The sequence below is a fragment of the Streptomyces daghestanicus genome, assembly GCF_020521275.1.
In the GTDB taxonomy this organism is placed as follows: domain Bacteria; phylum Actinomycetota; class Actinomycetes; order Streptomycetales; family Streptomycetaceae; genus Streptomyces; species Streptomyces griseoviridis.
In genome coordinates this window covers 1,115,427-1,137,709 of record NZ_BNDX01000008.1, presented here as the reverse complement: position 1 = coordinate 1,137,709, position 22,283 = coordinate 1,115,427, and the positions used below count along the sequence as shown (strand labels likewise).

Genomic DNA, 22,283 nt, shown 5'->3' with positions numbered 1-22,283 from the left:
GGCGGCTCAGCGGACGGGGTGCATCGTGCGGCGCAGCCACGGCGCGGCGGCCAGGACGGCGAGGCCCGCGGCCACCGCGATCGCGCCGTTCACCCCGAAGTAGGCGGCGTGGGAGACGTCGTCGTAGAGCTTGACCGTCTGGGCCTGGACACCGTTGGCGAGGGCGAGGGACAGGAACCACAGGGACATGGTCTGACTGGCGAAGGCGGCCGGGGCGAGCTTCGAGGTGGCCGACATGCCGGAGGTCTCCAGGACGACGTCGCCGAGACCGAGCAGCAGATACGAGCCGACGATCCACCAGACGGACAGCAGGGGGCCGCCGGTGCCGTGCCCGGCGGTGGGCAGGGCCATCAGCAGGAAGGACAGGCCGCCCAGCACCACCCCGATCGCGATCTTGTTCGAGGCGTGCGGCTGGCGGCGGCCCATGCGCACCCACAGCGCGGCGACCACCGGCGCGAGCGCGACCTCGAAGGCGCCGAGGGCCGAGGCGTACCAGCTCGCGGGGAAGCCGAAGCCGAGGACCGTCGTCGCGGCGTCCGTCGAGGCCAGCAGCATCATCGTCGAGTACGCCTGGAACAGCACGAAGTTGAAGACGGTGGAGGCGAGGAAGAGGACGGCGTACGGCCTGAGCCGGCCGCGTTCGGCGGCCGTGACCCGGGGACTGGCGAACATCACCGCGAAATAGGCCACCGGCGCGACGACCGACAGCAGCGTGAGCAGGTCGACGAAGCGGGCCATGGTGAGCCACCCGGCGAGCGCGAGCACCGTCGCGGCGACCGCCACCGCGACCGCGCCGGCGACGATCCGGCGCACCGCGCGGCGCAGGGCGTCCGGGGCGAGCGCGGCCCCGGCCGCCCGCCGCCGCCCGGCCAGGTGCCGGCGGCCCAGCACGTACTGGGCGAGGCCGAGGGTCATGCCGGCCGCCGCCGCCGAGAAGCCCCAGTGCCAGCCCTGGTGGTCGCTGAGCCAGCCGGTGACCAGCGGGCCCGCGAAGGCGCCGATGTTGATCGCCATGTAGTAGACGGCGAAACCGGCGTCCCGGCGCTCGTCCTCGGTGCGGTAGAGCCTGCCGACCATGGTGGCCGCGTTGGGCTTGAGCAGCCCGGTGCCCGCGCTGATCAGCCCGAGCCCCACCCAGGTCATGGCGCCGGCGGGCACGGCCATGCAGTAGTGGCCGCAGGCGATCAGGACGCCGCCCCACAGCACCGCGCGGTACGAGCCGAGGACGCGGTCGGCGAGCCAGCCGCCGGCGACGGAGACCAGGTAGACCAGGGTGCCGTAGGCGGCGGAGACCGAGGCGGCGGTGCCGGCCGCCATGCCGAGGCCGCCGTGGGCGACCGTGTCCGCGAAGTACAGGACGAGGATCGCCTGCATGCCGAGGAACGAGAAGCGCTCCCAGACCTCCAGGCCGGAGAGGGTCAGCAACCCCCTCGGCTGGCCGAAGAAGGAGGCGTCGTCCTCGGGGGCGGGACCGCCGTCGGGCTGGGTGCTGGTCATGTCGGTTCGGGCCACTGGGCGCTGCTTTCCAGCCAGCGGACGGCGAACCCTTCCCTGTGCGTGATCAAGGACACAGCGGCCCCGCCCGCCAGCGGAGACGACTCCTCGCGTCCGCCGCTCCCCGCATACGATGCGCCCAGCCGTACGGCAGTACGGCGTGTTCGCCGTCCGAGTCAGGAGCACGGTGCCCGTGTCCATACCGCCGCCGCCCCACCCGGTCTGGGGCCAGCCGTCCTACGGACCGCCCCGGCCGGCGCCCGTCAACGGCGTCGCCATCTCCGCCCTCGTCCTCGGGCTCCTCTGCTTCCTGCCGGCCGTCGGTCTGGTGCTGGGGCTGATCGCGCTGACCCAGATCAAGCGGCGCGGCGAGCGCGGCAAGGGGTTCGCGGTGGCCGGGACCGTGCTGTCCTCGGCGGGGCTGGTGCTGTGGGCGGTGGCGCTCACCACCGGCGGCGCGTCCGCCTTCTGGGAGGGCTTCAAGGGCGCGGCGACCGGCGAGGGCACGGCGTACTCCCTGGAGACCGGCCAGTGCTTCGACACCCCCGACGGTTCGCTCCAGGGCGTGACCTACGACGTCGAGGAGGTGCCCTGCGCGGGGGCGCACGACGGTGAGGTCTTCGCCGTCTTCGACCTGCCCGAGGGGCCCTTCCCGGGCGACGACCCGGTCGGCGAGACCGCCGACGACCGGTGCTACGCGCTGCGCTCCGGCTACGCCATGGACACCTGGGCCGTGCCCGGGAACGTCGACGTCTACTACCTCACGCCGACCCGGCAGAGCTGGCGCCTGGGCGACCGCGAGGTCACCTGCCTGTTCGGCGGCGCGGAGGAGGGCGACGTCCTGACCGGTTCGCTGCGCAACGACGAGACCACGCTCGACGCCGACCAGCTCGCCTTCCTGAGGGCGGCGGCACTCCTCGACGAGGCGGTCGGGTCCGAGCCGCTCACCAGCTACGTCGAGGACGACCTGCCCGGCTACCGGAAGTGGGCGGGCCGGATGGCGGACGCGCTCGCCGGGCAGGCCGCCGGGCTGCGCGAACACACCTGGCCGGCCGCCGCCGAGCGGCCCGTCGCCGACCTCGCCGACGACCTGGACGCCGCCCGGAAGGAGTGGGCCGGGGCCGCGCGGGCCACCGACGCGGACACCTTCTACGTGCACTACGACACCGGCTACGAACTGCTCGCCCCCTCCGGTTCGGTCACCGCCCGCAAGGCCCTGGGGCTGGCCACCACCCCGCCCTCGTACGAGGACGACGGCGAGGAGGAGGGCGGGACGGAGGGCGACCCCGGCTTCGAGGTGTGAAAGCCGCAGGGCGAAACCCGCAGGACAAAACCCCCGCGCCCCTGACTCATCACATCGAGTGATTCCCTGGCCTTTGCTTGCCTGGCACAACCTACGGTTGCGACGCTGTTGCTGTCCGTACAACCTGATGGGAGAGCGGCCAGTGACATTCGGTGAGCAGCCGGCGTACTTGCGTGTCGCGGGGGATCTGCGCAAGAAGATCGTCGACGGCCTGCTGCCGCCCCACACCCGCCTCCCCTCCCAGGCCAGGATCCGCGAGCAGTACGGCGTCTCGGACACCGTCGCGCTGGAGGCCCGCAAGGTGCTGATGGCCGAGGGACTGGTCGAGGGCCGCTCCGGCTCGGGGACGTATGTGCGCGAGCGCCCGGTGCCGCGGCGGATCGCCCGCTCCGGTTACCGGCCGTCGGGCGGGGCCACGCCCTTCCGGCAGGAGCAGGCCGACACCGAGGTGCGCGGCACCTGGGAGTCCGGCAGCGAGCAGGCCGAGGCGAGCGTCGCCATCGCCGAGCGGCTCGGCATCAAGCCCGGCGACCGCGTGATGTGCACCCGGTACGTCTTCCGGGAGGGCGGCGAGGCGGTCATGCTCTCCACCTCCTGGGAGCCCCTCGCCGTCACCGGCCGCACCCCGGTGATGCTGCCCGAGGAGGGCCCCCTCGGCGGCATGGGCGTCGTCGAGCGCATGGCCGCCATCGACGTCGTGGTGGACAACGTCACCGAGGAGGTCGGCGCCCGCCCCGGCCTCGCGGAGGAGCTGATCGCCCTCGGCGGCGTCCCCGGACACGTCGTCCTGGTCGTCCAGCGCACGTTCTACGCCTCCGGGCTCGCGGTCGAGACGGCCGACGTGGTGGTCCCGGCCGACCGGTACCGGGTGGCGTACCACCTCCCCGTGAAGTAGCCCGGGAAGCCGGCCGCGCCCCCGCCGGAGGCGCTCCCCGCGGGCGGCCGGTGTGAGATGGCGCACGCCGCCCCTCTCCCTCGCGCCCCCGCGAGGCCGCCCGCCCCGCGCCCGGAGCCGTCGCCGTGCCCGGCGGCGGCGCGACGATCCGGCCGTTCCCGCAGGTGGCACCCGATCGCCCCGGCGACGCCCGGACGTGACCCGCCGCGCCGCGGGCCCGGCGCGTTCCGCCGTGCGCGCCCCCGACGCCCTGGCCGGTTGCGTACCGCTTGGTGAAAAGCCGTATTCGCTGAGTAAAGGTTGGGCGTAAGGTCGGGCATATGCGGACTGCGGTTTCCTCGCCGGGCGGGGTGCGGCCATGGGCGCGAAGTGGAGGGGCGCGATGAATGACGGCACGGTCACTCTGCACTGGCTCGTCGTCCGGCAGGACGACAACGGCCATCGCTACCGGGTCGGCAGCTACGCCACCCGGGCCGAGGCCGAGAAGATCGCGGACAGCCTCGGCGACCGTGGTACCCGGCGGATGTACTGGGTCGAGCAGGTCGGACAGAGCGGCCCCGACGGCGACTGACCGGGGCACCGGACCCGCGCCCGCCCTCCCGTAGGCTCCGGCGCATGACGGAACGGATCGTGGTCGGTGCCGCCCTGGTCGACGGCGGACGCCTGCTCGCCGCGCGCCGCAGTGCGCCGGCCGACCTCGCCGGACGGTGGGAACTGCCCGGCGGCAAGGTGGAGGAGGGCGAGACCCCCGAGGCCGCCCTCGTCCGCGAACTGCGCGAGGAACTCGGTGTGGACGCCCGCACCGGCGACCGGGTGCCGGGGCAGTGGCCGCTGAGACCGCCGTACGTCCTCCAGGTGTGGACCGCCCGCCTGCTGCCCGGCTCCGCCGTCCCCGAGCCGCTCCAGGACCATGACGCGCTGCGCTGGCTCACCCCGGCCGAGATCTGGGACGTGCCCTGGCTCGATCAGGACGTACCCGCCGTCCGCGGCGTGCTCGCGCTCCCCGGGTTCGGCACGTCCGGCGCGCACGGGGTACCCGAGGCGCACTGAGTGGGGGAGTGCCTCTCCGCCGCCGTACGGGCACCTTCCCGTGCGCCTCTCGTGCCCCAGTGCGCTGCCGGGCCCCTCGCCGGGGGTACTTATGCGTACTTACCGGGTATATGCCTATAAGTCCCGCCACGGTGGACACGTACGGGTCCTTTCGACCGACCGGGGAGTGAGCGGCGTGATCGACACCCGAAACACCTGCGCCGAGTGGACCTTCCCCGCGACCCCGGACGCCGTCGGCACCGCCCGCTCCGTGGTCCGCGGCCGGCTGCGCGACTGGGGCCTCGAAGGCATCGGCGACATCGCCGTCCTGCTCGTCAGTGAGCTGGTCACGAACGCTTTGCGGTACGCCGCCGGCCCCATCGGCGTCCGCCTGGTCCCGCCGCCCGGACCGGGCGGTGTGCTGCGCGTCGAGGTCTCCGACCCGCTCCCGGAGCCCCCGCACGAACGCCCCGCCCGCCCCGACGACGAGGGCGGCCGGGGGCTGCGCCTGCTCGCCTCCGCCGCGCGCCGCTGGGGCACACGGCCGGGCGCGACGGGCAAGACGGTGTGGTTCGAACTCGTCCCGACCGGGTGAGCGCCGGTCACTCCGCGTACCGATGCGTCCGAGTCCGGGACCGCTGCCGAAGTACGTGATTCGATGACGTGTCCGCTGGTTAGAAGACTGGCAGTGTTGTCACGGCCCGGTTTGGAAAGCACAGGGACCGTGCTGTGATCGTGAACACCGTGTTGTGCGGTGCCGTAGTGCTGGATACTGCGGACAGCCGCCCCCGGTGACCGGTACCGGACGCGGTGAGCTGGAGGGGACGGTTCGCGTGAGCGAGATACCAGCGAGGGCCACCGAGTCCGCGAGGGCCACGGAGCCCGCGAGGGTCACGGCGTCCGAGGGCGCGCCCGGCGGCGGGCGGGCCGCGGGCGGCGACGCGCTGCCCGGGGGACGGACGCCCGCGGACCGGGGCGAGACCCTGCCCGGGGACGCCATGTGGCAGAGCAGCCCGCCCGGCTCCATCTACGACTACATCAAGGTCGCCTCCTTCTCCATCGGCCCGGACGGGCTGGTGGACCAGTGGAGCGTGCGGGCCGAGCAGCTGTTCGGCATCCCCGCGCACCGGGCGCTCGGCGTCGACCCCATCGACGTCTTCATCGACCCCGACCTGCGCGAGCGCGGCCAGCGCAAGATGGCCGAGATCCTCGACGGGCGCGAGTGGACCGGCGTCGTCCCCTTCCGCATCCCGCACGGCGAGGGCGGGGAGTGCGGCAGGCGCGGCCTCGCCGAGGTCTACGTCATGCCGACCCGGACGCGGGATGGGGAGAAGGCCGCCGTCTGCGTCGTCGTCGACGTCCGCACCCTGCGCAGCATCGAGACCGACCTCGCCGCCTCGCAGTCCATTTTCGGCCAATCTCCGTTCGGGTTCCTGCTGATCGACACCGACCTGAAGGTGCGCCGCGTCAACCGGCGCTTCGCCTCCGTCTTCGGCGGCAGCCCCGACGACCACCACGGCCGGGGCGTCCACGACTACCTGCCGCGCGCCGAGGCCGACCGGATCACCGCCACGCTGCGCCGGGTGCTGGAGACCGGCGAGTCCATCACGGACATGCACGTCACCGGTTTCGTGCCGGGCTCCGAGGAGCGCCGCCACTGGTCCGTCAACATGTACCGGGTGCACAGCGGTTCGGGCCGCCCCATCGGGGTCGCCTGGGTCGGCACCGACATCACCGCCCGCCGCGAGGCCGCCCGCGAGGCCGCCGCCGCCCGCCGCAACCTCGCCCTCCTCAACGACGCCGGGGCCCGCATCGGCACCTCCCTGGACCTGGAGACCACCGCCCGCGAACTCCTCGACGTCGTCGTCCCCGGCTTCTGCGACCTGGCCACCGTCGACCTCTACCAGGGCCTGCTCACCGGTGACGAGGCCCCGCACGGCCTCGTCGACGGCAGCGCCGAACTGCGCCGCGTCGCCTACGCCAGCGCCGTCGCCGACGTCCCCTTCCTCGGCACCGGCCAGCGCGTCCAGGTCGGCGCCGTCCACCACTACCCCTTCACCTCGCCCTGCGCCGACGCGCTGCGCACCGCCCGCCCGCGCACCGTCCCCGCCGAGGAGGGCGGCCTGGTGCAGTCCACGCTCGCGGTGCCGATGGTCGCCCACGACACGGTGGTGGGCCTCGCGCAGTTCGCCCGCACCAAGGGCAGCGAACCCTTCGGCGACCGCGACCGGAGCCTCGCCGTGGAACTGGCCGCCCGCGCCGCCGTCTGTATCGACAACGCCCGCCTCTACCGCCGCGAGCACGAGCGGGCGCTGATACTGCAACGGTCCCTGCTGCCGCCCGGCGACCCGGAGGCGTCCGGCCTCGACATCGCCTGCCGCTACCTGCCCGGCAACGCGGCCACCGGCCGGCCCAGCGAGGTCGGCGGCGACTGGTTCGACGTCATCGAACTGCCCGGCCACCGCACCGCCCTGGTCGTCGGCGACGTCATGGGCCGCGGTCTGCGCGCCGCCGTCGCCATGGGCGAACTGCGCACCGCCGTACGGACCCTGGCCCAGCTCGACCTCGAACCGGCCGAGGTCCTCGCCCAGCTGGACGAGATCGCCCGCGGCCTGGGCGCCCCCGGCGGCCCCTCCCAGGCGTCCGCGGTCGGCGTCCAGCAGGCCACCCGCGCCGCCCGCCGCCCCCGCGAGGCAGACCTCTCCGAGGTGTACCTGGCGACCTGCGTCTACGCCGTCTACGACTCCGTCACCCGGCGCTGCACCTTCGCCAACGCCGGCCATCTGCCGCCCGTCCTGGTCGAGCCCGGCGAGTCCGCGCTGATGCTGGACGTGCCGCCCGGACTGCCGCTCGGCGTCGGCGGGGAACCGTTCGAGGAGGTCGAGGTCGAGCTGCCCGAGGGCGCCCTGCTCGCCCTCTACACCGACGGCCTCGTGGAGAGCCGCGACCACCCCTTGGACGAGGGTCTGCGGGCCTTCGTCGGCGCGCTGGCCGACCCGGCCCGCCCGGCGCCGCGCGCCGCCACCCACCGGGACCTGGAGGACGTCTGCGACCACGTCCTCAACACCCTCGACTCGCACCACGGCGAGGACGACATCGCGCTGCTCATGGCGCGGGTGCAGGGGCTGCCCGCGGAGTCCGTCGGCGACTGGGCGCTGCCGCGCGAGCCGCGCAGCGTGGGCCGGGCCCGCGAGTACGCCCGTGAACGGCTGACCGCCTGGGACCTGGAACCCCTGGTCGACACCACGGAACTGCTCGTCAGCGAGCTGGTCACCAACGCCCTCAGGTACGGCGAGGGCGAGATCAGGCTCCGGCTGCTGCTGGACCGCTCACTGGTCTGCGAGGTCTGGGACTCGGGCCTGGTCCAGCCGCGCCGCCGCCGTGCCCGGGACACCGACGAGGGCGGCCGGGGCCTGCAACTGGTCGGCCTGCTCAGCGCCGCCTGGGGGTCGCGCCGCACCCCGCGCGGCAAGACGGTCTGGTTCGAACTGCCGCTGCCCGGCGGCGACACCGGTCTGCCGGACCCGGCGGAGGCACTGCTCAGCCTCTTCTGACCCGGCCCCTCTTCCCCGCGGCCTCGGCCTGTTCCGGAGCGTCCCGGCAACCGGGGCCCCACCCCCGTCGTCCCCGTGGGGGACACCGGCCGCCGGGGCGGCGGCCGGACGGGGAGGGACACGGCATGGCACAGCCGCCCGGGGCGCGGACCCGACCGGCACAACGGCGCCGGAACCACGGACCGCGCCGCCGCCCGGCCCCGCCCGCCGCCGGTGGCCCCGCGCCCTGCGCCGTACCGCCCTCGCGCCCGCCCCGGTCCTCCTCGTCCCCGTCCTCGCCGTCCAGGCCGCCCTGGGCCTGAACTGCGCCGGAGACCCGGCGGACGGCACCCGCACCCGGCACCGGGACGCCCTCTGGCTCGGCCACGCCTGGGTCGACGGCCGCGAGGAGGACGCCGACCTCGCCGCCCTCGGCCGGCGGCCGGCGGCCACCGGCATCCGCGACCTGTACGTCCACGCCGGACCGCTGGAGCACGACGGCTCCCCGCCGCCCGCCCGGTACCCGAGGGCCCGGTGGCTGACCGGCGCCGTCCACCGGGACCTGCCCGGCATCCGCGTCCACGCCCGGTTCGGCGACGTCCTCGCCACCGAGGCCCCGGACGGCATGCGGCTGGACCGGGCCGGCACCCGCGCCGCCGTCGCCGCCTCCGCCCGGCAGCTCCTCGGCCGGGGCTTCGACGGCGTCCGCCTCGACCTGGAGCCCGCCCGCTCCGGCGACGGCGGCCACCTCGTCCTCCTCGACGGCGTACGCCGCGTGACCGGCGCGCGGGACGCCGTGTTCTCGGTCGCCGCCCACCGGATCGACCCGCCCCGCCCCGCACACGGTCGCCGGCGCCCTCACCGGGCACCCCGAGTGGTGGTCGCAGGAGTACTTCGGGCAGGTCGCCCGGCGCGTCGGCCGGACCGCCGTCATGTCGACGACACCGCCCAGCCGCCGCCGGCCGCCTCCGGCGGGTACGTCGCCCAGCGGACCTCGCTCACCCTGGAGGTCACCCCGCCCACCACCGGTCCGCTGAGGGGCCTGCCCGTCTGCCACGAGAGCGACCCCTCGCACCGGGGGCACGCCGACACCGTCCCCGCCGCCGTGCGCGGCGTCCGCCTCGGCCTGCCCCGCACCGACGCGGACCGGGCGGACTCCGGGGTCGCCCGTACGTCGACTTCGCCGCGACCGAGGCGACCGGCGGGCCTACCGCGCGGACCGGGTCAGCTCTCCCGGCGCCGCCTGATCTTCGAGCCGAGCCAGACCAGCGGGTCGTACTTGCGGTCCACGGCCCGCTCCTTCAGCGGGATCAGCGCGTTGTCGGTGATCCTGATGCCCTCGGGGCAGACCTCCGTGCAGCACTTGGTGATGTTGCAGTAGCCGAGGCCGTGCTCGTCCTGGGCGGCGCGCGCCCGGTCCAGGCCGGTCCCGGCCGCCGCGTCCAGCGGATGCATGTCCAGCTCGGCGACCCGCATCAGGAAGCGCGGGCCGGCGAAAGCGGGCTTGTTCTCCTCGTGGTCGCGCACGACATGGCAGGTGTCCTGGCACAGGAAGCACTCGATGCACTTGCGGAACTCCTGCGACCGGTCCACGTCCTCCTGCGTCATCCGGTACTCGCCCGGACCGACCCCGGCGGGCGGCACGAAGGCCGGGACCTCGCGGGCCTTCGCGTAGTTGAAGCCGACGTCGGTCACCAGGTCCCGGACGACCGGGAAGGCCCGCAGCGGGGTGACGGTGACCGTCTCCTCGCGGGTGAAGACCGACATCCGGGTCATGCACATCAGCCGGGGCCGCCCGTTGATCTCGGCGGAGCACGAACCGCACTTGCCCGCCTTGCAGTTCCAGCGGACGGCGAGGTCGGGGGCCTGGGTGGCCTGGAGGCGGTGGATGATGTCGAGGACCACCTCGCCCTCGTTCACCTCCACCGCGAAGTCCTCCAGGGCGCCGCCGCCCTGGTCGCCCCGCCACACCCGGAAAAGGGCCTCGTAACCGCTCATCGGTACAACTCCTCGTCGGCGAGGTACTTGGCCAGCTCCTCCTGCTCGAAGAGGGCGAGCAGGTCGGGACGGACGGGGTCGGTGGTCTCCCGGTCCAGCGTGATCTGGCCGCGCACCGGGTCGGTCGCCGCCAGCCCGTCCGTCGGGTCGGTCAGCCGGCACAGCAGGTTCACGTTGCGCCACCGGCGGTCCATCGCGGCGTGGTCCTCACGCGTGTGCCCGCCGCGCGACTCGGTGCGCTCCAGCGCGGCCCGCGCCACGCACTCGCTGACCAGCAGCATGTTCCGCAGGTCCAGGGCGAGGTGCCAGCCCGGGTTGAACTGCCGGTGCCCCTCGACCCCGGCCCGGCGGGCCCGTACCCGCAGTTCGGCCAGCTTCTCCAGGGCCTGTTCCATCTCCGCCTCCCGGCGGATGATGCCGACCAGGTCGTTCATCGTCTGCTGGAGTTCCTGGTGGAGGGCGTACGGGTTCTCCGGCGGGCCGCCGGCCCGGTCCGCGGCCCCGGCCGCGCCGGCACCCGCACCCGCCCCGGCCTCGGCGGAGAACGGCCGGAGCGCCTCGGCGGCGGCGGAGCCGACGTCCTCCTCGGCCACTCGGGGCCGCTCCCCGCCGAGCGCGTACTCGGCGGCGTGCCACCCCGCCCGGCGCCCGAACACCAGCAGGTCGGAGAGCGAGTTGCCGCCGAGCCGGTTGGAGCCGTGCATGCCGCCCGCCACCTCGCCGGCCGCGTACAGCCCCGGCACCCCGCGCGCGGCGGCCGTGTCGGAGTCGACGGCGACCCCGCCCATCACGTAGTGGCAGGTCGGCCCGACCTCCATCGCCTCCGCCGTGATGTCGACGTCGGCCAGCTCCTTGAACTGGTGGTACATCGACGGCAGCCGCCGCTTCACCGTCTCGGCGGGCATCCGCGTCGACACGTCGAGGAAGACACCGCCGTGCGGGGAGCCCCGGCCCGCCTTCACCTCGCTGTTGATGGCGCGGGCCACCTCGTCGCGGGGGAGCAGCTCGGGGGGACGCCGGTTGCGGTCGGGGTCGTCGTACCAGCGGTCGGCCTCGGCCTCGGACTCGGCGTACTTCTCCTTGAAGACGTCCGGGACGTAGTCGAACATGAACCGTTCGCCGTCGGAGTTCCTGAGCACTCCGCCGTCGCCGCGCACCGACTCGGTGACCAGGATGCCCTTGACCGACGGCGGCCAGACCATGCCCGTGGGGTGGAACTGCACGAACTCCATGTTCAGCAGCGGCGCCCCGGCCAGCAGCGCCAGCGCGTGGCCGTCGCCGGTGTACTCCCACGAGTTCGACGTCACTTTGAAGGACTTGCCGATGCCGCCGGTGGCGATCACCACGGCGGGGGCTTCGAGGACGAAGAAGCGGCCGCTCTCGCGCTCGTAGGCGAAGACACCACAGACCCGGGAGCCGTCCTTGAGCACGCGGGTGACCGTGCACTCCTGGAAGACCTTCAGACGGGACTCGTAGGCGCCGGTCCGCCGGTGGTCCTCCTGCTGGAGGGCGACGATCCGCTGCTGGAGGGTGCGGATCAGCTCCAGGCCGGTGCGGTCGCCGACGTGCGCCAGGCGCGGGTACTCGTGGCCGCCGAAGTTGCGCTGCGAGATCCGGCCGTCCTTCGTGCGGTCGAACAGGGCGCCCCAGGTCTCCAGCTCCCAGACCCGGTCCGGGGCCTCCTTGGCGTGCAGTTCGGCCATCCGCCACTGGTTGAGGAACTTGCCGCCGCGCAGGGTGTCGCGGAAGTGGACCGTCCAGTCGTCTCGCTCGTTGGCGTTGCCCATCGCCGCCGCGATGCCGCCCTCGGCCATCACCGTGTGCGCCTTGCCGAACAGCGACTTGCAGATCACCGCCGTACGGGCGCCCCGCTCGCGCGCCTCGATCGCGGCGCGCAGCCCGGCGCCGCCCGCGCCGACCACGACGACGTCCCACTCCTGCCGCTCCACCACGGACATAAGCACCTTTTCTTTCGCGTCAGAAGAGGGTCGGATCGTCGAAAGCGCCGGACGCGACCAGGTACACGTAGAAGTCGGCGAGCGCCACGCTCACCAGGGAGGCCCAGGCCAGTTGCATGTGGCGGGCGTTGAGCTTCCCCGCCCACTGCCACAGGCGGTAGCGCACCGGGTGCCGGGAGAAGTGCTTCAGCTTGCCGCCGACGATGTGCCGGCAGGAATGGCAGGACAGGGTGTACGCCCAGATCAGCGCGATGTTGACGAGGAAGACGAGGGTGCCGAGACCCATGTGGCCCCAGGCGTAGTGCTCGTCGCGGAAGGCGAGGACCGTGTCGTAGGTGAGGACGCCGGCGACCAGCAGGGCGGCGTAGAAGAAGTAGCGGTGGACGTTCTGGAGGATCAGCGGGAAGCGGGTCTCGCCGGTGTACCGCTTGTGCGGCTCGGCGACCGCGCAGGCCGGGGGCGAGGCCCAGAAGCCGCGGTAGTACGCCTTGCGGTAGTAGTAGCAGGTCAGGCGGAAGCCGAGCGGGAAGATCAGGATGAGGAGCGCCGGGGAGAGGCCCCACCAGCCGCCGAACAGCTCCCAGTTGGGGCCGGAGCGCATCGGGGCGCAGTTCTCGGCCAGGCACGGGGAGTAGAACGGCGAGACGTACGGGGCCGCGTAGTAGTCGGCGCCGGCGAAGGCCCGCCACGTCGAGTACGCGATGAAGGCCAGCAGACCGGCGGCGGTGAGGGCGGGCGCCAGCCACCAGCGGTCGGTGCGCAGATGCGGCGCGGCGATGGCGGCGCGCGCCGGGGAGTGGACGCCGGCGCCGGGGGGACGGGCGTCGGCGGGTGCGGGTTCGGTACCAGTGGCCACGAGCGGCTCCGGCGGTCGGATGGGTGGGGGTCGGGGTCCCGGGCTTCAGGGGGCGCGTCGGTCGCGGGCACCGAGCCCCTCGTCGTCCGAGTCCGTCCACAGGGTGAGGTCGTAGGGCGCGTCGGAGATCGTGACCAGGTCCGGGCGTTTCGGCGCGTCCGGGGCGTCGGCGGCCTCCCGCAGCAGCGCGACGCTCTCGCGCAGGTGGGCGGCGTCGGTACGGACCCGCCGGATCTCCAGGCCGCCGGGACCGACCCGCTGTTCCAGGCGGCCGACGGACCGCGTGAGTTCGTCGAGGCAGCGCTGGAGCGTCGTGAGTTCGTCGTGCACGGACATGACGTGACCTCATCTCGGTCGCGGATCACTTCCGCCGGCCACGGCCCCGCCGGGACGGCGGGGCGCGGGTGACGTCCACGCGGTGATGTGCGCGCGGTGACGTTCATGCTGTGTCGTTCACGCGCCTGGAAGTGTCGCGCGTCACACCCGCCGCTGGGAAGGGACGTGCGGCGATTGGCCGGTGCGCGCGGTTGCGCCACCGTGCGCACCCCCCGGCGCGTACGCCCGCACGGGTGACCTTGCGGGCCGAGGCCGTCGTGTCGCCCTGCGTTGCCGAACCCTTTCCTCTTCAGTGGCCGCACAGGTCTGAATACAAATGATCAACTCCATATACCCCCATAAGGGAACGTAACGCCCGCGGCTTTCCGGAGGTAGACAGATGTCCCACGTCGGCGTCGGACCACGCGCGCTCACGCGCTCGGTCGCCTTCCTCACCGCGGGCGCGCTCGCGGTCCCCGTCCTCGCCGGGTGCAGCTCCGACGACCCCGCGGGCGCCCCCCTGGCCGGCCCGGACACCGCCGCCGCGGCCCGCGCCCGCGTCGCCGACGGCGGCACCCTGCGCTGGGCCGCCGACTCGGTGCCGGACACGCTCAACGTCTTTCAGTCCGACGCCGACGCCACCACCACCCGCGTCGCCCAGGCGGTGCTGCCGTCCCTCTTCCGCCTGGACGCCACCGGCCGGCCGGTGCGCAACCCCGACTACCTGGAGTCCGCCGAGGTCGTCGGCACCGAGCCCAGACAGGTCGTCCTCTACCGGCTGAACCAGCAGGCCGTCTGGAGCGACGGCCGGGAGATCGGCGCCGCCGACTTCGCCGCGCAGTGGCGGGCCCTGTCCGGCCGGGAGAGCGCCTACTGGACCGCCCGCAACGCCGGCTACGACCGCATCGAGAAGATCGAGCGCGGCAAGAACGACCTGGAGGTCAAGGTCACCTTCAAGCGGCCCTACGCCGACTGGCGCTCCCTGTTCACGCCGCTGTACCCGAAGGACGTCATGGGCACCCCGGACGCCTTCAACGACGGGGCCCGCCGCAAGCTGGCGGTGACCGCCGGGCCGTTCGCCGTCCAGAAGGTCGACCGGGAGGACGACGAGGTCGTGCTGGGCCGCAATCCGCGCTGGTGGGGCGCGCCGCCCAAGCTGTCGAGGATCGAGCTGCGCGTCGTGCCGCGCGGCAAGCGGATCGCCGCCCTCACCGCCGGGAAGCTCGACCTCGCCGAGATCGACGCGGAGGCCGCCCGCGAGGTCGGCCGGGCCGGCGCCCCGGCCGGCACCGACCCGCTCGGCGCCCGGGGCACGGCGCCGCTGGCCGGTCCCGAGCGCGGGCAGGGGCGGTCCGCCGCCGACGCCCTGCGCTCCTGGGCGGTCGCCCACGGCTCCGACGAGGAGGCCGCCTACGAGGAGACGCTGGCCCGCGCCGAGCGGCGCGAGGCCCTCGCCAAGACCGAGCGGCGGCGGGCCGCCCTGCGCGGCTTCGAGGTCCGCAAGTCGCTGGAACCGGCCTACACCCAGCTCGCCCTCAACGGCGCCGACGGCCCCCTCGCCGACGAGCGGGTCCGCCGGGCCGTCGCCCGCGCCGTCGACCGCGAGGAACTGGCCGAGGCGGTGCTCGGGCCGCTCGGCCTGCCCGCCGAACCGCTCGGCAGCCACCTCGCCCTGGCCGGCCAGGACGCCTACGCCGACGGCAGCGGCGCGCTCGGCGACCCGGACGTCAAGGAGGCGCGGGCGCTGCTCGCGGACGCCGGGTGGGTGCCGGGCGGGCCGCTGGAGAAGGGGACGGAGAAGAAGGGGGAGGAGGCGGCCGGCGCGGAGGAGGAGTCCGGGCAGGGCACCACCGCGGCCGAGAGCGACTCACCCGGCGGTGACGACGGCACGTACATCGTCGGCGAGGACGAGAAGAACCCCGGCGGCGAGGACGCCGAGGGCTCCGGCGGGGACGTCGAGCGCGCGGACGGCAAGAGCCCCGGCGACACCGGCAGCGACGAGAAGCGCGAGGGCGAGCCGCGCGGTGAGCGGAACAAGGCCCAGGGCGGCGCGCCCGGCGCCTACGCCCCCAAGGGCACCGCGGCCCCGGCGGGCGCGGCGGCCGCCCCGCTGGCCAGGAAAGGCAAGCCCCTCACCCTGCGCTTCGTCCTGCCCTCCGGCCCCGGCTCCGGGACGCTGCGCACGGTCGCCGGCCGGATCGGCGCCATGCTGGAGCGGATCGGCATCCGCACCGACATCACCAAGGTCTCCGACGAGAGCTACTTCCGCGACCACATCGCGAGCGGCGACTACGACCTCGCCCTGTACTCCTGGCCCGGCACCGCCTACCCGGCCACCGACGCCCGCCCCATCTACGCCAAGCCCGTCCCTGCCGCCGACGGCTCGCTCAACGTCGAGCAGAACTACACCCGGGTCGGCACCGACCAGGTCGACCAGCTCTTCGACCAGGCCCTCGGCACGCTGGACGAGAAGGAGGCCCGGGCACTGCTGCGCAAGGCCGACTCCCGGATCTGGGCGGCGGCCGGCTCCCTCCCCCTCTACCAGCGCCCCCAGCTGACCGCCGCCCGCGCGAACCTCGCCAACGCCGGGGCCTTCGGATTCGCCACCCCGGTCTACGAGGACATGGGTTTCCTGAAGAAGGGCGCGCAGGGCGGCCAGCGCTCCGCGAGCCCCTCCGCGTAGGGGCCCCTCCCCAGGGGTGCGGGAGGCCATCCCCGTCCGCCCCGTACCATGGGAGGGAAAAGGCCGAGGCGTCCGCATGCCCGGCGAGGCCAGCGCAGCAGTCCTGGCCGTCCTCACCACTCCGGGAGTACGCCGCACCATGGCTGTGTCCGTAACGCGTCACGACATCCGCAACGTCGCCATCGTCGCCCACGTCGACCACGGCAAGACCACGATCGTCGACGGCATGCTGAAGCAGGCCGGTGCCTTCGCCGCCCACCAGCTCGACTCCGTCGACGACCGCATGATGGACTCGAACGACCTGGAGCGTGAGAAGGGCATCACGATCCTCGCCAAGAACACGGCGGTGAAGTACCACCCGAAGGACGGCGGCGACGTCATCACCATCAACATCATCGACACCCCCGGCCACGCCGACTTCGGCGGCGAGGTCGAGCGCGGTCTGTCGATGGTCGACGGGGTCGTCCTCCTCGTCGACGCCTCCGAGGGCCCGCTGCCGCAGACCCGCTTCGTGCTGCGCAAGGCGCTCCAGCAGCGGCTGCCGATCATCCTCTGCATCAACAAGACCGACCGCCCCGACTCCCGGATCGACGAGGTCGTCAACGAGACGTACGACCTCTTCCTGGACCTGGACGCGGACGAGGAGCAGATCGAGTTCCCGATCGTCTACGCCTGCGGCCGGGACGGCGTCGCCTCCCTGACCAAGCCGGAGGACGGCACGGTCCCGAGCGACTCGGACAGCCTGGAGCCGTTCTTCTCCACGATCCTCCAGCACATCCCGGCCCCCACCTACGAGGAGGGCGCCCCGCTCCAGGCGCACGTCACCAACCTGGACGCCGACAACTTCCTCGGCCGCATCGCGCTGCTGCGCGTGCACAACGGCGAGCTGAAGAAGGGCCAGACGGTGGCCTGGCTCAAGCGCGACGGGTCCACGCAGAACGTGCGGATCTCCGAGCTGATGATGACCGAGGCGCTCACCCGCAAGCCCGCCGAGAAGGCCGGCCCCGGTGACATCTGCGCGGTCGCCGGCATTCCGGACATCATGATCGGCGAGACCCTGGCCGACCTGGAGAACCCGGTCCCGCTGCCGCTGATCACGGTCGACGAGCCCGCCATCTCCATGACCATCGGCACCAACACCTCCCCGCTGGTCGGCCGCGGCGGCACCGGCAAGGGCGCCGACGCCAAGGCGGCGGTCAAGGACCGCAAGGTCACCGCCCGCCAGGTCAAGGACCGCCTCGACCGCGAGCTGATCGGCAACGTGTCGCTGCGCGTGCTGGACACCGAGCGCCCGGACGCCTGGGAGGTACAGGGCCGCGGTGAGCTGGCGCTGGCCATCCTGGTCGAGCAGATGCGCCGCGAGGGCTACGAGCTGACCGTCGGCAAGCCGCAGGTCGTCACCAAGACCGTCGACGGCAAGGTCTACGAGCCGGTCGAGCGGATGACCGTCGACGTGCCCGAGGAGCACATGGGCGCCGTCACGCAGCTCATGGGCGTCCGCAAGGGCCGGATGGACAACATGTCCAACCACGGCTCGGGCTGGGTCCGCATGGAGTTCGTGGTCCCCTCCCGCGGTCTCATCGGCTTCCGCACGGAGTTCCTGACCCAGACCCGCGGCACCGGCATCGCCCACTCCATCCACGAGGGCCACGAGCCCTGGTTCGGCACGCTGACCACCCGTAACAACGGCTCGCTGGTCGCCGACCGGGCCGGTTCCGTCACCGCGTTCGCCATGACCAACCTCCAGGAGCGCGGTGTGCTCTTCGTGGAGCCCGGCACCGAGGTGTACGAGGGCATGATCGTCGGCGAGAACTCCCGCGCCGACGACATGGACGTCAACATCACCAAGGAGAAGAAGCTCACCAACATGCGGTCGTCCACGGCCGACGTGGCCGAGTCGATCGTCCCGCCGCGCAAGCTCTCCCTGGAGCAGTCCCTGGAGTTCTGCCGCGACGACGAGTGTGTCGAGGTCACCCCGGAGGCCGTGCGCATCCGCAAGGTGAACCTGGACGCCCGCGAGCGCGCCCGCGCCGCGAGCCGCGCCAAGCACGGCTGATCCGCCGGCGGCCGGTCCGGCCGCCTCCCGCGAGCGGCGTCGGGCACCCCTGCGACAGGGGTGCCCGACGCCGTTTTCCACGGCCCCGCGCCGCGTCTCGCATAGCGGGACATGCCGGGAATGAGACCGATCCCACATCTCGCACCCGAGCGGCGGCCGTCCGGAAGATCCCCGGCCCGCATGTTCCGGGCTCCCGGGCAATCGTTTTTCTGCACCGAGTGTCCGCATTGCGGACACTCACCCTCGATAGATGTGTAACAAGTCCGTTTCGCAGGGATCTTTCTGCAAAGGGTTTGTCCGGATTTTGGAAGATGTCAGCGCCAGGTGTGATCGAACCGAGACCTTTGGGGTGTGGTTCGGCTGTGGGGACATGGCAGATAGTTAGGCGCGTAGAACTCGATCGAGCGGGGCGTCCGCAGCCGCGGCGCCGACTCACGAGTGACGGGCACCCAACTTTTTCAGGCACCGGTGACGGTGTCGTGTCACGGGACTGCCCGTGCGATGAACCATTGGTCTCCTAGGAGGAATCCATGCGCGGTGCGAAGAGCGCCAAGTGGGTCGCGATAGCCGCGGTTGTGGCGCTGAGCGCGACCGCTTGTGGTGGCGGCGGCGGCGACGACGGCGACACGAAGGCCGCGATCGACCCGGACGGTACGTTCTCCGTCGAGGTGGGTGAGCCGCAGAACCCTCTGCAGCCGGCCAACACCATGGAGTCCAACGGCAGCATCGTCATCAAGTCGCTGTTCTCGGGCCTGGTCGACTACGACTCCACCGGCAAGATCACCATGGTGAACGCCGACTCGGTCGACACCAAGGACAACAAGACCTTCACGGTCAAGCTGAAGGCCGGCTGGAAGTTCCACGACGGCACCCCGGTCACCTCCGAGTCCTACATCAAGGCCTGGAACTGGGCCGCGAACCCGGACAACAAGCAGACCAACAGCTTCTGGTTCTCCGACATCAAGGGCTACGACGAGGTCTCCGGCGGCAAGGCCACCGAGATGTCCGGTCTGAAGGCCGTCGACGACACCACCTTCACGATCGAGCTGAGCAAGGCGCTGCCCTACTTCGTCTACAAGCTGGGCTACGAGGTCTTCGACCCGCTGCCGGAGTCCTTCTACAAGGACCCGAAGGCCGCCGGTGAGAAGCCGGTGGGCAACGGCCCCTACAAGTTCGTCAGCTGGGACCACAAGAAGCAGATCGTGGTCGAGCGCAACGACGACTACCAGGGCCCGAACAAGGCCAAGAACGGCGGCGTGGTCTTCAAGAACTACGCGCAGCTCGAGACGGCCTACCAGGACCTCAAGTCGGGCAACCTCGACGTGATGCGCCAGGTCGCCCCGCGTGACCTGCCGGTGTACAAGCAGGACCTCGGCGACCGCGCCGTGGACCAGTCGTACTCCGCGATCCAGACCATCGCCGTCGCCTTCTACACCAAGCAGTGGAAGGACATCGACCCCAAGGTCCTCCAGGGCCTGTCGATGGCGATCGACCGCGACACCATCACCAAGACCGTCCTCCAGGGCACCCGTGAGCCGGCCACCGGCTGGGTCGCCAAGGGCGTGCTCGGTTACACGGACAACGCCGCCGGTGACGTCACCAAGTACGACCCGGCGAAGGCCAAGGCCCTGATCAAGGAGGGTGGCGGCGTCCCGGGCAACAAGATCTCCATCCAGTACAACGCGGACGGCGGTCACAAGGAGTGGGTGGAGGCCGTCTGCGGCTCCATCACCAACGCCACCGGCGTGCAGTGCTCCGGCGACTCCAAGGCCGACTTCCAGGCCGACACCAACGCGCGTGACGCCAAGCAGGTCAAGTCCCTGTACCGCTCCGGCTGGGTGCTCGACTACCCCTTCATCTCCAACTTCATCCGGGACCTGTTCGGCACCAAGTCGGACGGCAACCAGGGCGGCTTCTCCAACCCCGAGATCGACAAGCTGATCACGCAGGCCGACAGCGCCGCGTCGCTGGAGGAGTCGGAGAAGCTCTACCAGGAGATCGAGAAGAAGCTCCCCGAGTACATGCCGAGCATTCCGCTCTGGTACTACAAGGTCAACGCGGGCTACTCGGAGAAGGTCTCCGGCGTCAAGTACGCCCAGGACGGCGACCCGATCCTGACCGGCGTTCAGGTCAAGAAGTAACCGCTGATCACAGCGTGTGCCGTGCCGCACCCCAGGGTGCGGCACGGTGTCGGCCGGTCGGCCGGGGGGCCCTTTTCACCATGTACGTACCGGACATCCGCGAGGACGGCCGGGCGTGCGCGGTGAAAAGGGCCTGCCGCTGTAACTGACATGGAGGCACCATGGGGCGCTACGTCATACGACGACTGCTCCAGATGATCCCGGTGTTCATCGGGACGACTCTGCTGATTTTCCTGATGGTCTACGCGCTGCCCGGCGACCCCGTGCGCGGACTCTTCGGAGACAAGGGCGCGAGCCCGGAGGTGCTGCAGAACCTGCGGCACGAGTACGGCCTCGACAAGCCCATCCTGGTCCAGTACTTCGACTACATGAAGGGCATCGTCCTTCACTTCGACTTCGGCAACCAGATCGCCAGCGGCCGGCCGGTGACCGAGATCCTCGGTGACGCCTTCCCCGTGACGCTGCGGCTCGCCGGACTGGCCTTCGCCATCGAGGCGGCGCTCGGCATCATCCTCGGCCTGGTCTCCGGCATGCGCGCCGGCAAGACCGCCGACACGCTCATCCTCATCCTGACGCTGCTGCTCATCTCGGTGCCGGTCTTCGTGCTCGGCCTGATCCTCCAGACGGTGGTCACCAACGCCGGCGGGGCGCCATCGGTGAGCGACGACACCGACATCGGGCAGATGCTGATGCCGGCCATCGTGCTGGCCAGTGCCTCACTGGCCTACGTGGCACGGCTCACCCGGACCTCGGTCGCCGAGAACATGCGCTCCGACTTCATGCGCACCGCCATCGCCAAGGGCCTGCCGCGGCGCCGCGTCGTCGGCGTCCACCTGATGCGGAACTCGCTCATCCCGGTCGTCACGTTCCTCGGCACCGACCTCGGTGCCCTGATGGGCGGCGCGATCGTGACCGAGCGCATCTTCAACATCAAGGGCGTCGGCGGCACGATCGCGGACGCGATCACCCGGCGCGAGGGAACGACGCTGGTCGGCCTGGTCACCATCCTGGTCCTCGTCTACCTCGTCACCAGCCTCATCGTCGACCTGCTGTACGCGGTCCTGGACCCGAGGATCCGTTATGCCTGAGCTGACCACCACCTCCGCGGAGAAGACCGCGACGGCCGCCCCCGACGGGCAGAGCCTGCCGGACCCCAAGCCGGAGAAGGCACGCAGTCTCTGGGGCGACGCCTGGCGCGACCTGCGCGGCAACTGGATCTTCATCGTCTCCTCGCTGCTGATCCTGCTGCTGCTCGTGATCGCGTTCTTCCCCGGCCTGTTCTCCAGCGCCAGCCCGGACGCCAAGGACCTCGCGGCGCACTACCTGAAGAAGCCCGAGTACGGGCACGTCTTCGGTGCCGACTGGCTCGGCTACGACGCCCAGGGCCGCAGCGTGTACGCCCGCGCCATCTACGGCACCCGCGCCTCGCTGATGGTCGGCGGCGGTACCACCCTGGCCGTCACCGTCCTCGGCGGTCTGATGGGCATGCTGGCCGGTTACTTCGGCGGCTGGATCGACGCGGTGCTCTCCCGCATCACCGACATGTTCTTCGGCATCCCCTTCCTGCTCGGCGCGATGGTGATGCTGAACTCGTTCACCGAGCGCTCCATCCCGATCGTCATCCTCGCGCTGACCTTCCTGGGCTGGACGCAGACCGCCCGCGTCATGCGCGGCTCGGTGATCACCGTCAAGTCGCAGGACTACGTGCAGGCCGCCAAGGCGCTGGGCGCGAGCACCTCGCGCATCCTCTTCCGCCATGTGCTGCCCAACGCGATCGCCCCGGTGATCGTCGTCGCCACCATCTCGCTCGGTGTCTACATCGGTGCCGAGGCCACGCTGTCGTACCTCGGCCTCGGCCTGGACGGCGCCTCGTGGGGCAACGACATCTCCGACGGCCAGAACCAGATCCGGGTCGCGGCGTACATCATGCTCTACCCGTCGATCATGCTCAGCATCACCGTGCTGGCGTTCATCATGCTCGGTGAGGCGGTCCGCAACGCCCTCGACCCGAAGCAGCGCTGA

Annotated in this window: 16 protein-coding genes; 11 read left to right on the top strand and 5 right to left on the bottom strand. The window is 72.2% G+C overall.

Translation table 11 applies throughout. From position 1 onward, the window contains the following. Positions 1–6: 6 nt before the first annotated feature. Positions 7–1,497, bottom strand: a complete 1,491-nt coding sequence (locus Sdagh_RS14465) for a peptide MFS transporter (protein WP_190077529.1) — start codon at positions 1,495–1,497, stop codon at positions 7–9. A 190-nt stretch (positions 1,498–1,687) separates the two neighbouring features. On the opposite strand from Sdagh_RS14465, the gene Sdagh_RS14460 reads away from it, so the two are divergent. From Sdagh_RS14460 to Sdagh_RS14435, 6 genes are all read left to right on the top strand, one after another. After that, positions 1,688–2,797, top strand: a complete 1,110-nt coding sequence (locus Sdagh_RS14460) for a DUF4190 domain-containing protein (protein ID WP_226535118.1) — start codon at positions 1,688–1,690, stop codon at positions 2,795–2,797. A gap of 142 nt (positions 2,798–2,939) precedes the next feature. Beyond that, positions 2,940–3,692 carry a GntR family transcriptional regulator gene (locus Sdagh_RS14455; RefSeq protein ID WP_189415366.1) on the top strand — a complete coding sequence of 251 codons (753 nt, stop codon included), beginning with the start codon at positions 2,940–2,942 and terminating at the stop codon, positions 3,690–3,692. 382 nt (positions 3,693–4,074) lie between these two features. Beyond that, entirely contained in the window at positions 4,075–4,263 is a 189-nt protein-coding gene (locus Sdagh_RS14450; RefSeq protein ID WP_189415364.1) for an SPOR domain-containing protein, read from the top strand. Between the two features lie 44 nt (positions 4,264–4,307). Then, a complete protein-coding gene (locus Sdagh_RS14445; protein ID WP_189415362.1) occupies positions 4,308–4,742 on the top strand; it encodes a (deoxy)nucleoside triphosphate pyrophosphohydrolase in 435 nt (144 codons plus the stop codon). Between the two features lie 166 nt (positions 4,743–4,908). Continuing rightward, a complete protein-coding gene (locus Sdagh_RS14440; RefSeq protein ID WP_189415360.1) occupies positions 4,909–5,316 on the top strand; it encodes an ATP-binding protein in 408 nt (135 codons plus the stop codon). Between the two features lie 238 nt (positions 5,317–5,554). Continuing rightward, complete coding sequence (locus tag Sdagh_RS14435) at positions 5,555–8,275, top strand: SpoIIE family protein phosphatase (protein ID WP_370594918.1); 2,721 nt, start codon at positions 5,555–5,557, stop codon at positions 8,273–8,275. A gap of 1,203 nt (positions 8,276–9,478) precedes the next feature. On the opposite strand, the gene Sdagh_RS14425 is transcribed toward Sdagh_RS14435, so the two are convergent. The 4 genes from Sdagh_RS14425 to Sdagh_RS14410 are packed head-to-tail and all read right to left on the bottom strand — an operon-like array spanning position 9,479 to position 13,402. Beyond that, entirely contained in the window at positions 9,479–10,252 is a 774-nt protein-coding gene (locus Sdagh_RS14425) for a succinate dehydrogenase/fumarate reductase iron-sulfur subunit (RefSeq protein ID WP_190077507.1), read from the bottom strand. Further along, positions 10,249–12,210, bottom strand: a complete 1,962-nt coding sequence (locus Sdagh_RS14420; RefSeq protein WP_189415354.1) for a fumarate reductase/succinate dehydrogenase flavoprotein subunit — start codon at positions 12,208–12,210, stop codon at positions 10,249–10,251. The genes Sdagh_RS14425 and Sdagh_RS14420 overlap by 4 nt, the downstream gene beginning before the upstream one ends. Positions 12,211–12,229: 19 nt before the next feature. Beyond that, complete coding sequence (sdhC, locus tag Sdagh_RS14415) at positions 12,230–13,066, bottom strand: succinate dehydrogenase subunit SdhC (protein ID WP_189415352.1); 837 nt, start codon at positions 13,064–13,066, stop codon at positions 12,230–12,232. A gap of 45 nt (positions 13,067–13,111) precedes the next feature. Beyond that, positions 13,112–13,402: an Rv0250c family protein gene (locus Sdagh_RS14410; protein ID WP_189415350.1), complete on the bottom strand. Its 291-nt coding sequence runs from the start codon at positions 13,400–13,402 to the stop codon at positions 13,112–13,114. A gap of 379 nt (positions 13,403–13,781) precedes the next feature. Here Sdagh_RS14410 and Sdagh_RS14405 point away from each other — a divergent pair, with 379 nt between their 5' ends. The 5 genes from Sdagh_RS14405 to Sdagh_RS14385 all read left to right on the top strand — a co-directional run bounded on the left by Sdagh_RS14405 (position 13,782) and on the right by Sdagh_RS14385 (position 22,283). Beyond that, complete coding sequence (locus tag Sdagh_RS14405) at positions 13,782–16,064, top strand: ABC transporter family substrate-binding protein (protein WP_189415348.1); 2,283 nt, start codon at positions 13,782–13,784, stop codon at positions 16,062–16,064. A 139-nt stretch (positions 16,065–16,203) separates the two neighbouring features. Further along, complete coding sequence (typA, locus tag Sdagh_RS14400) at positions 16,204–18,120, top strand: translational GTPase TypA (RefSeq protein ID WP_189415346.1); 1,917 nt, start codon at positions 16,204–16,206, stop codon at positions 18,118–18,120. Positions 18,121–18,650: 530 nt separating this feature from the next. Beyond that, a complete protein-coding gene (locus Sdagh_RS14395; RefSeq protein WP_190077506.1) occupies positions 18,651–20,261 on the top strand; it encodes a peptide ABC transporter substrate-binding protein in 1,611 nt (536 codons plus the stop codon). Between the two features lie 161 nt (positions 20,262–20,422). Beyond that, positions 20,423–21,349: an ABC transporter permease gene (locus tag Sdagh_RS14390; RefSeq protein WP_189415342.1), complete on the top strand. Its 927-nt coding sequence runs from the start codon at positions 20,423–20,425 to the stop codon at positions 21,347–21,349. Beyond that, positions 21,342–22,283: an ABC transporter permease gene (locus Sdagh_RS14385; RefSeq protein WP_189415340.1), complete on the top strand. Its 942-nt coding sequence runs from the start codon at positions 21,342–21,344 to the stop codon at positions 22,281–22,283. Before Sdagh_RS14390 ends, Sdagh_RS14385 begins: the two co-directional genes overlap by 8 nt.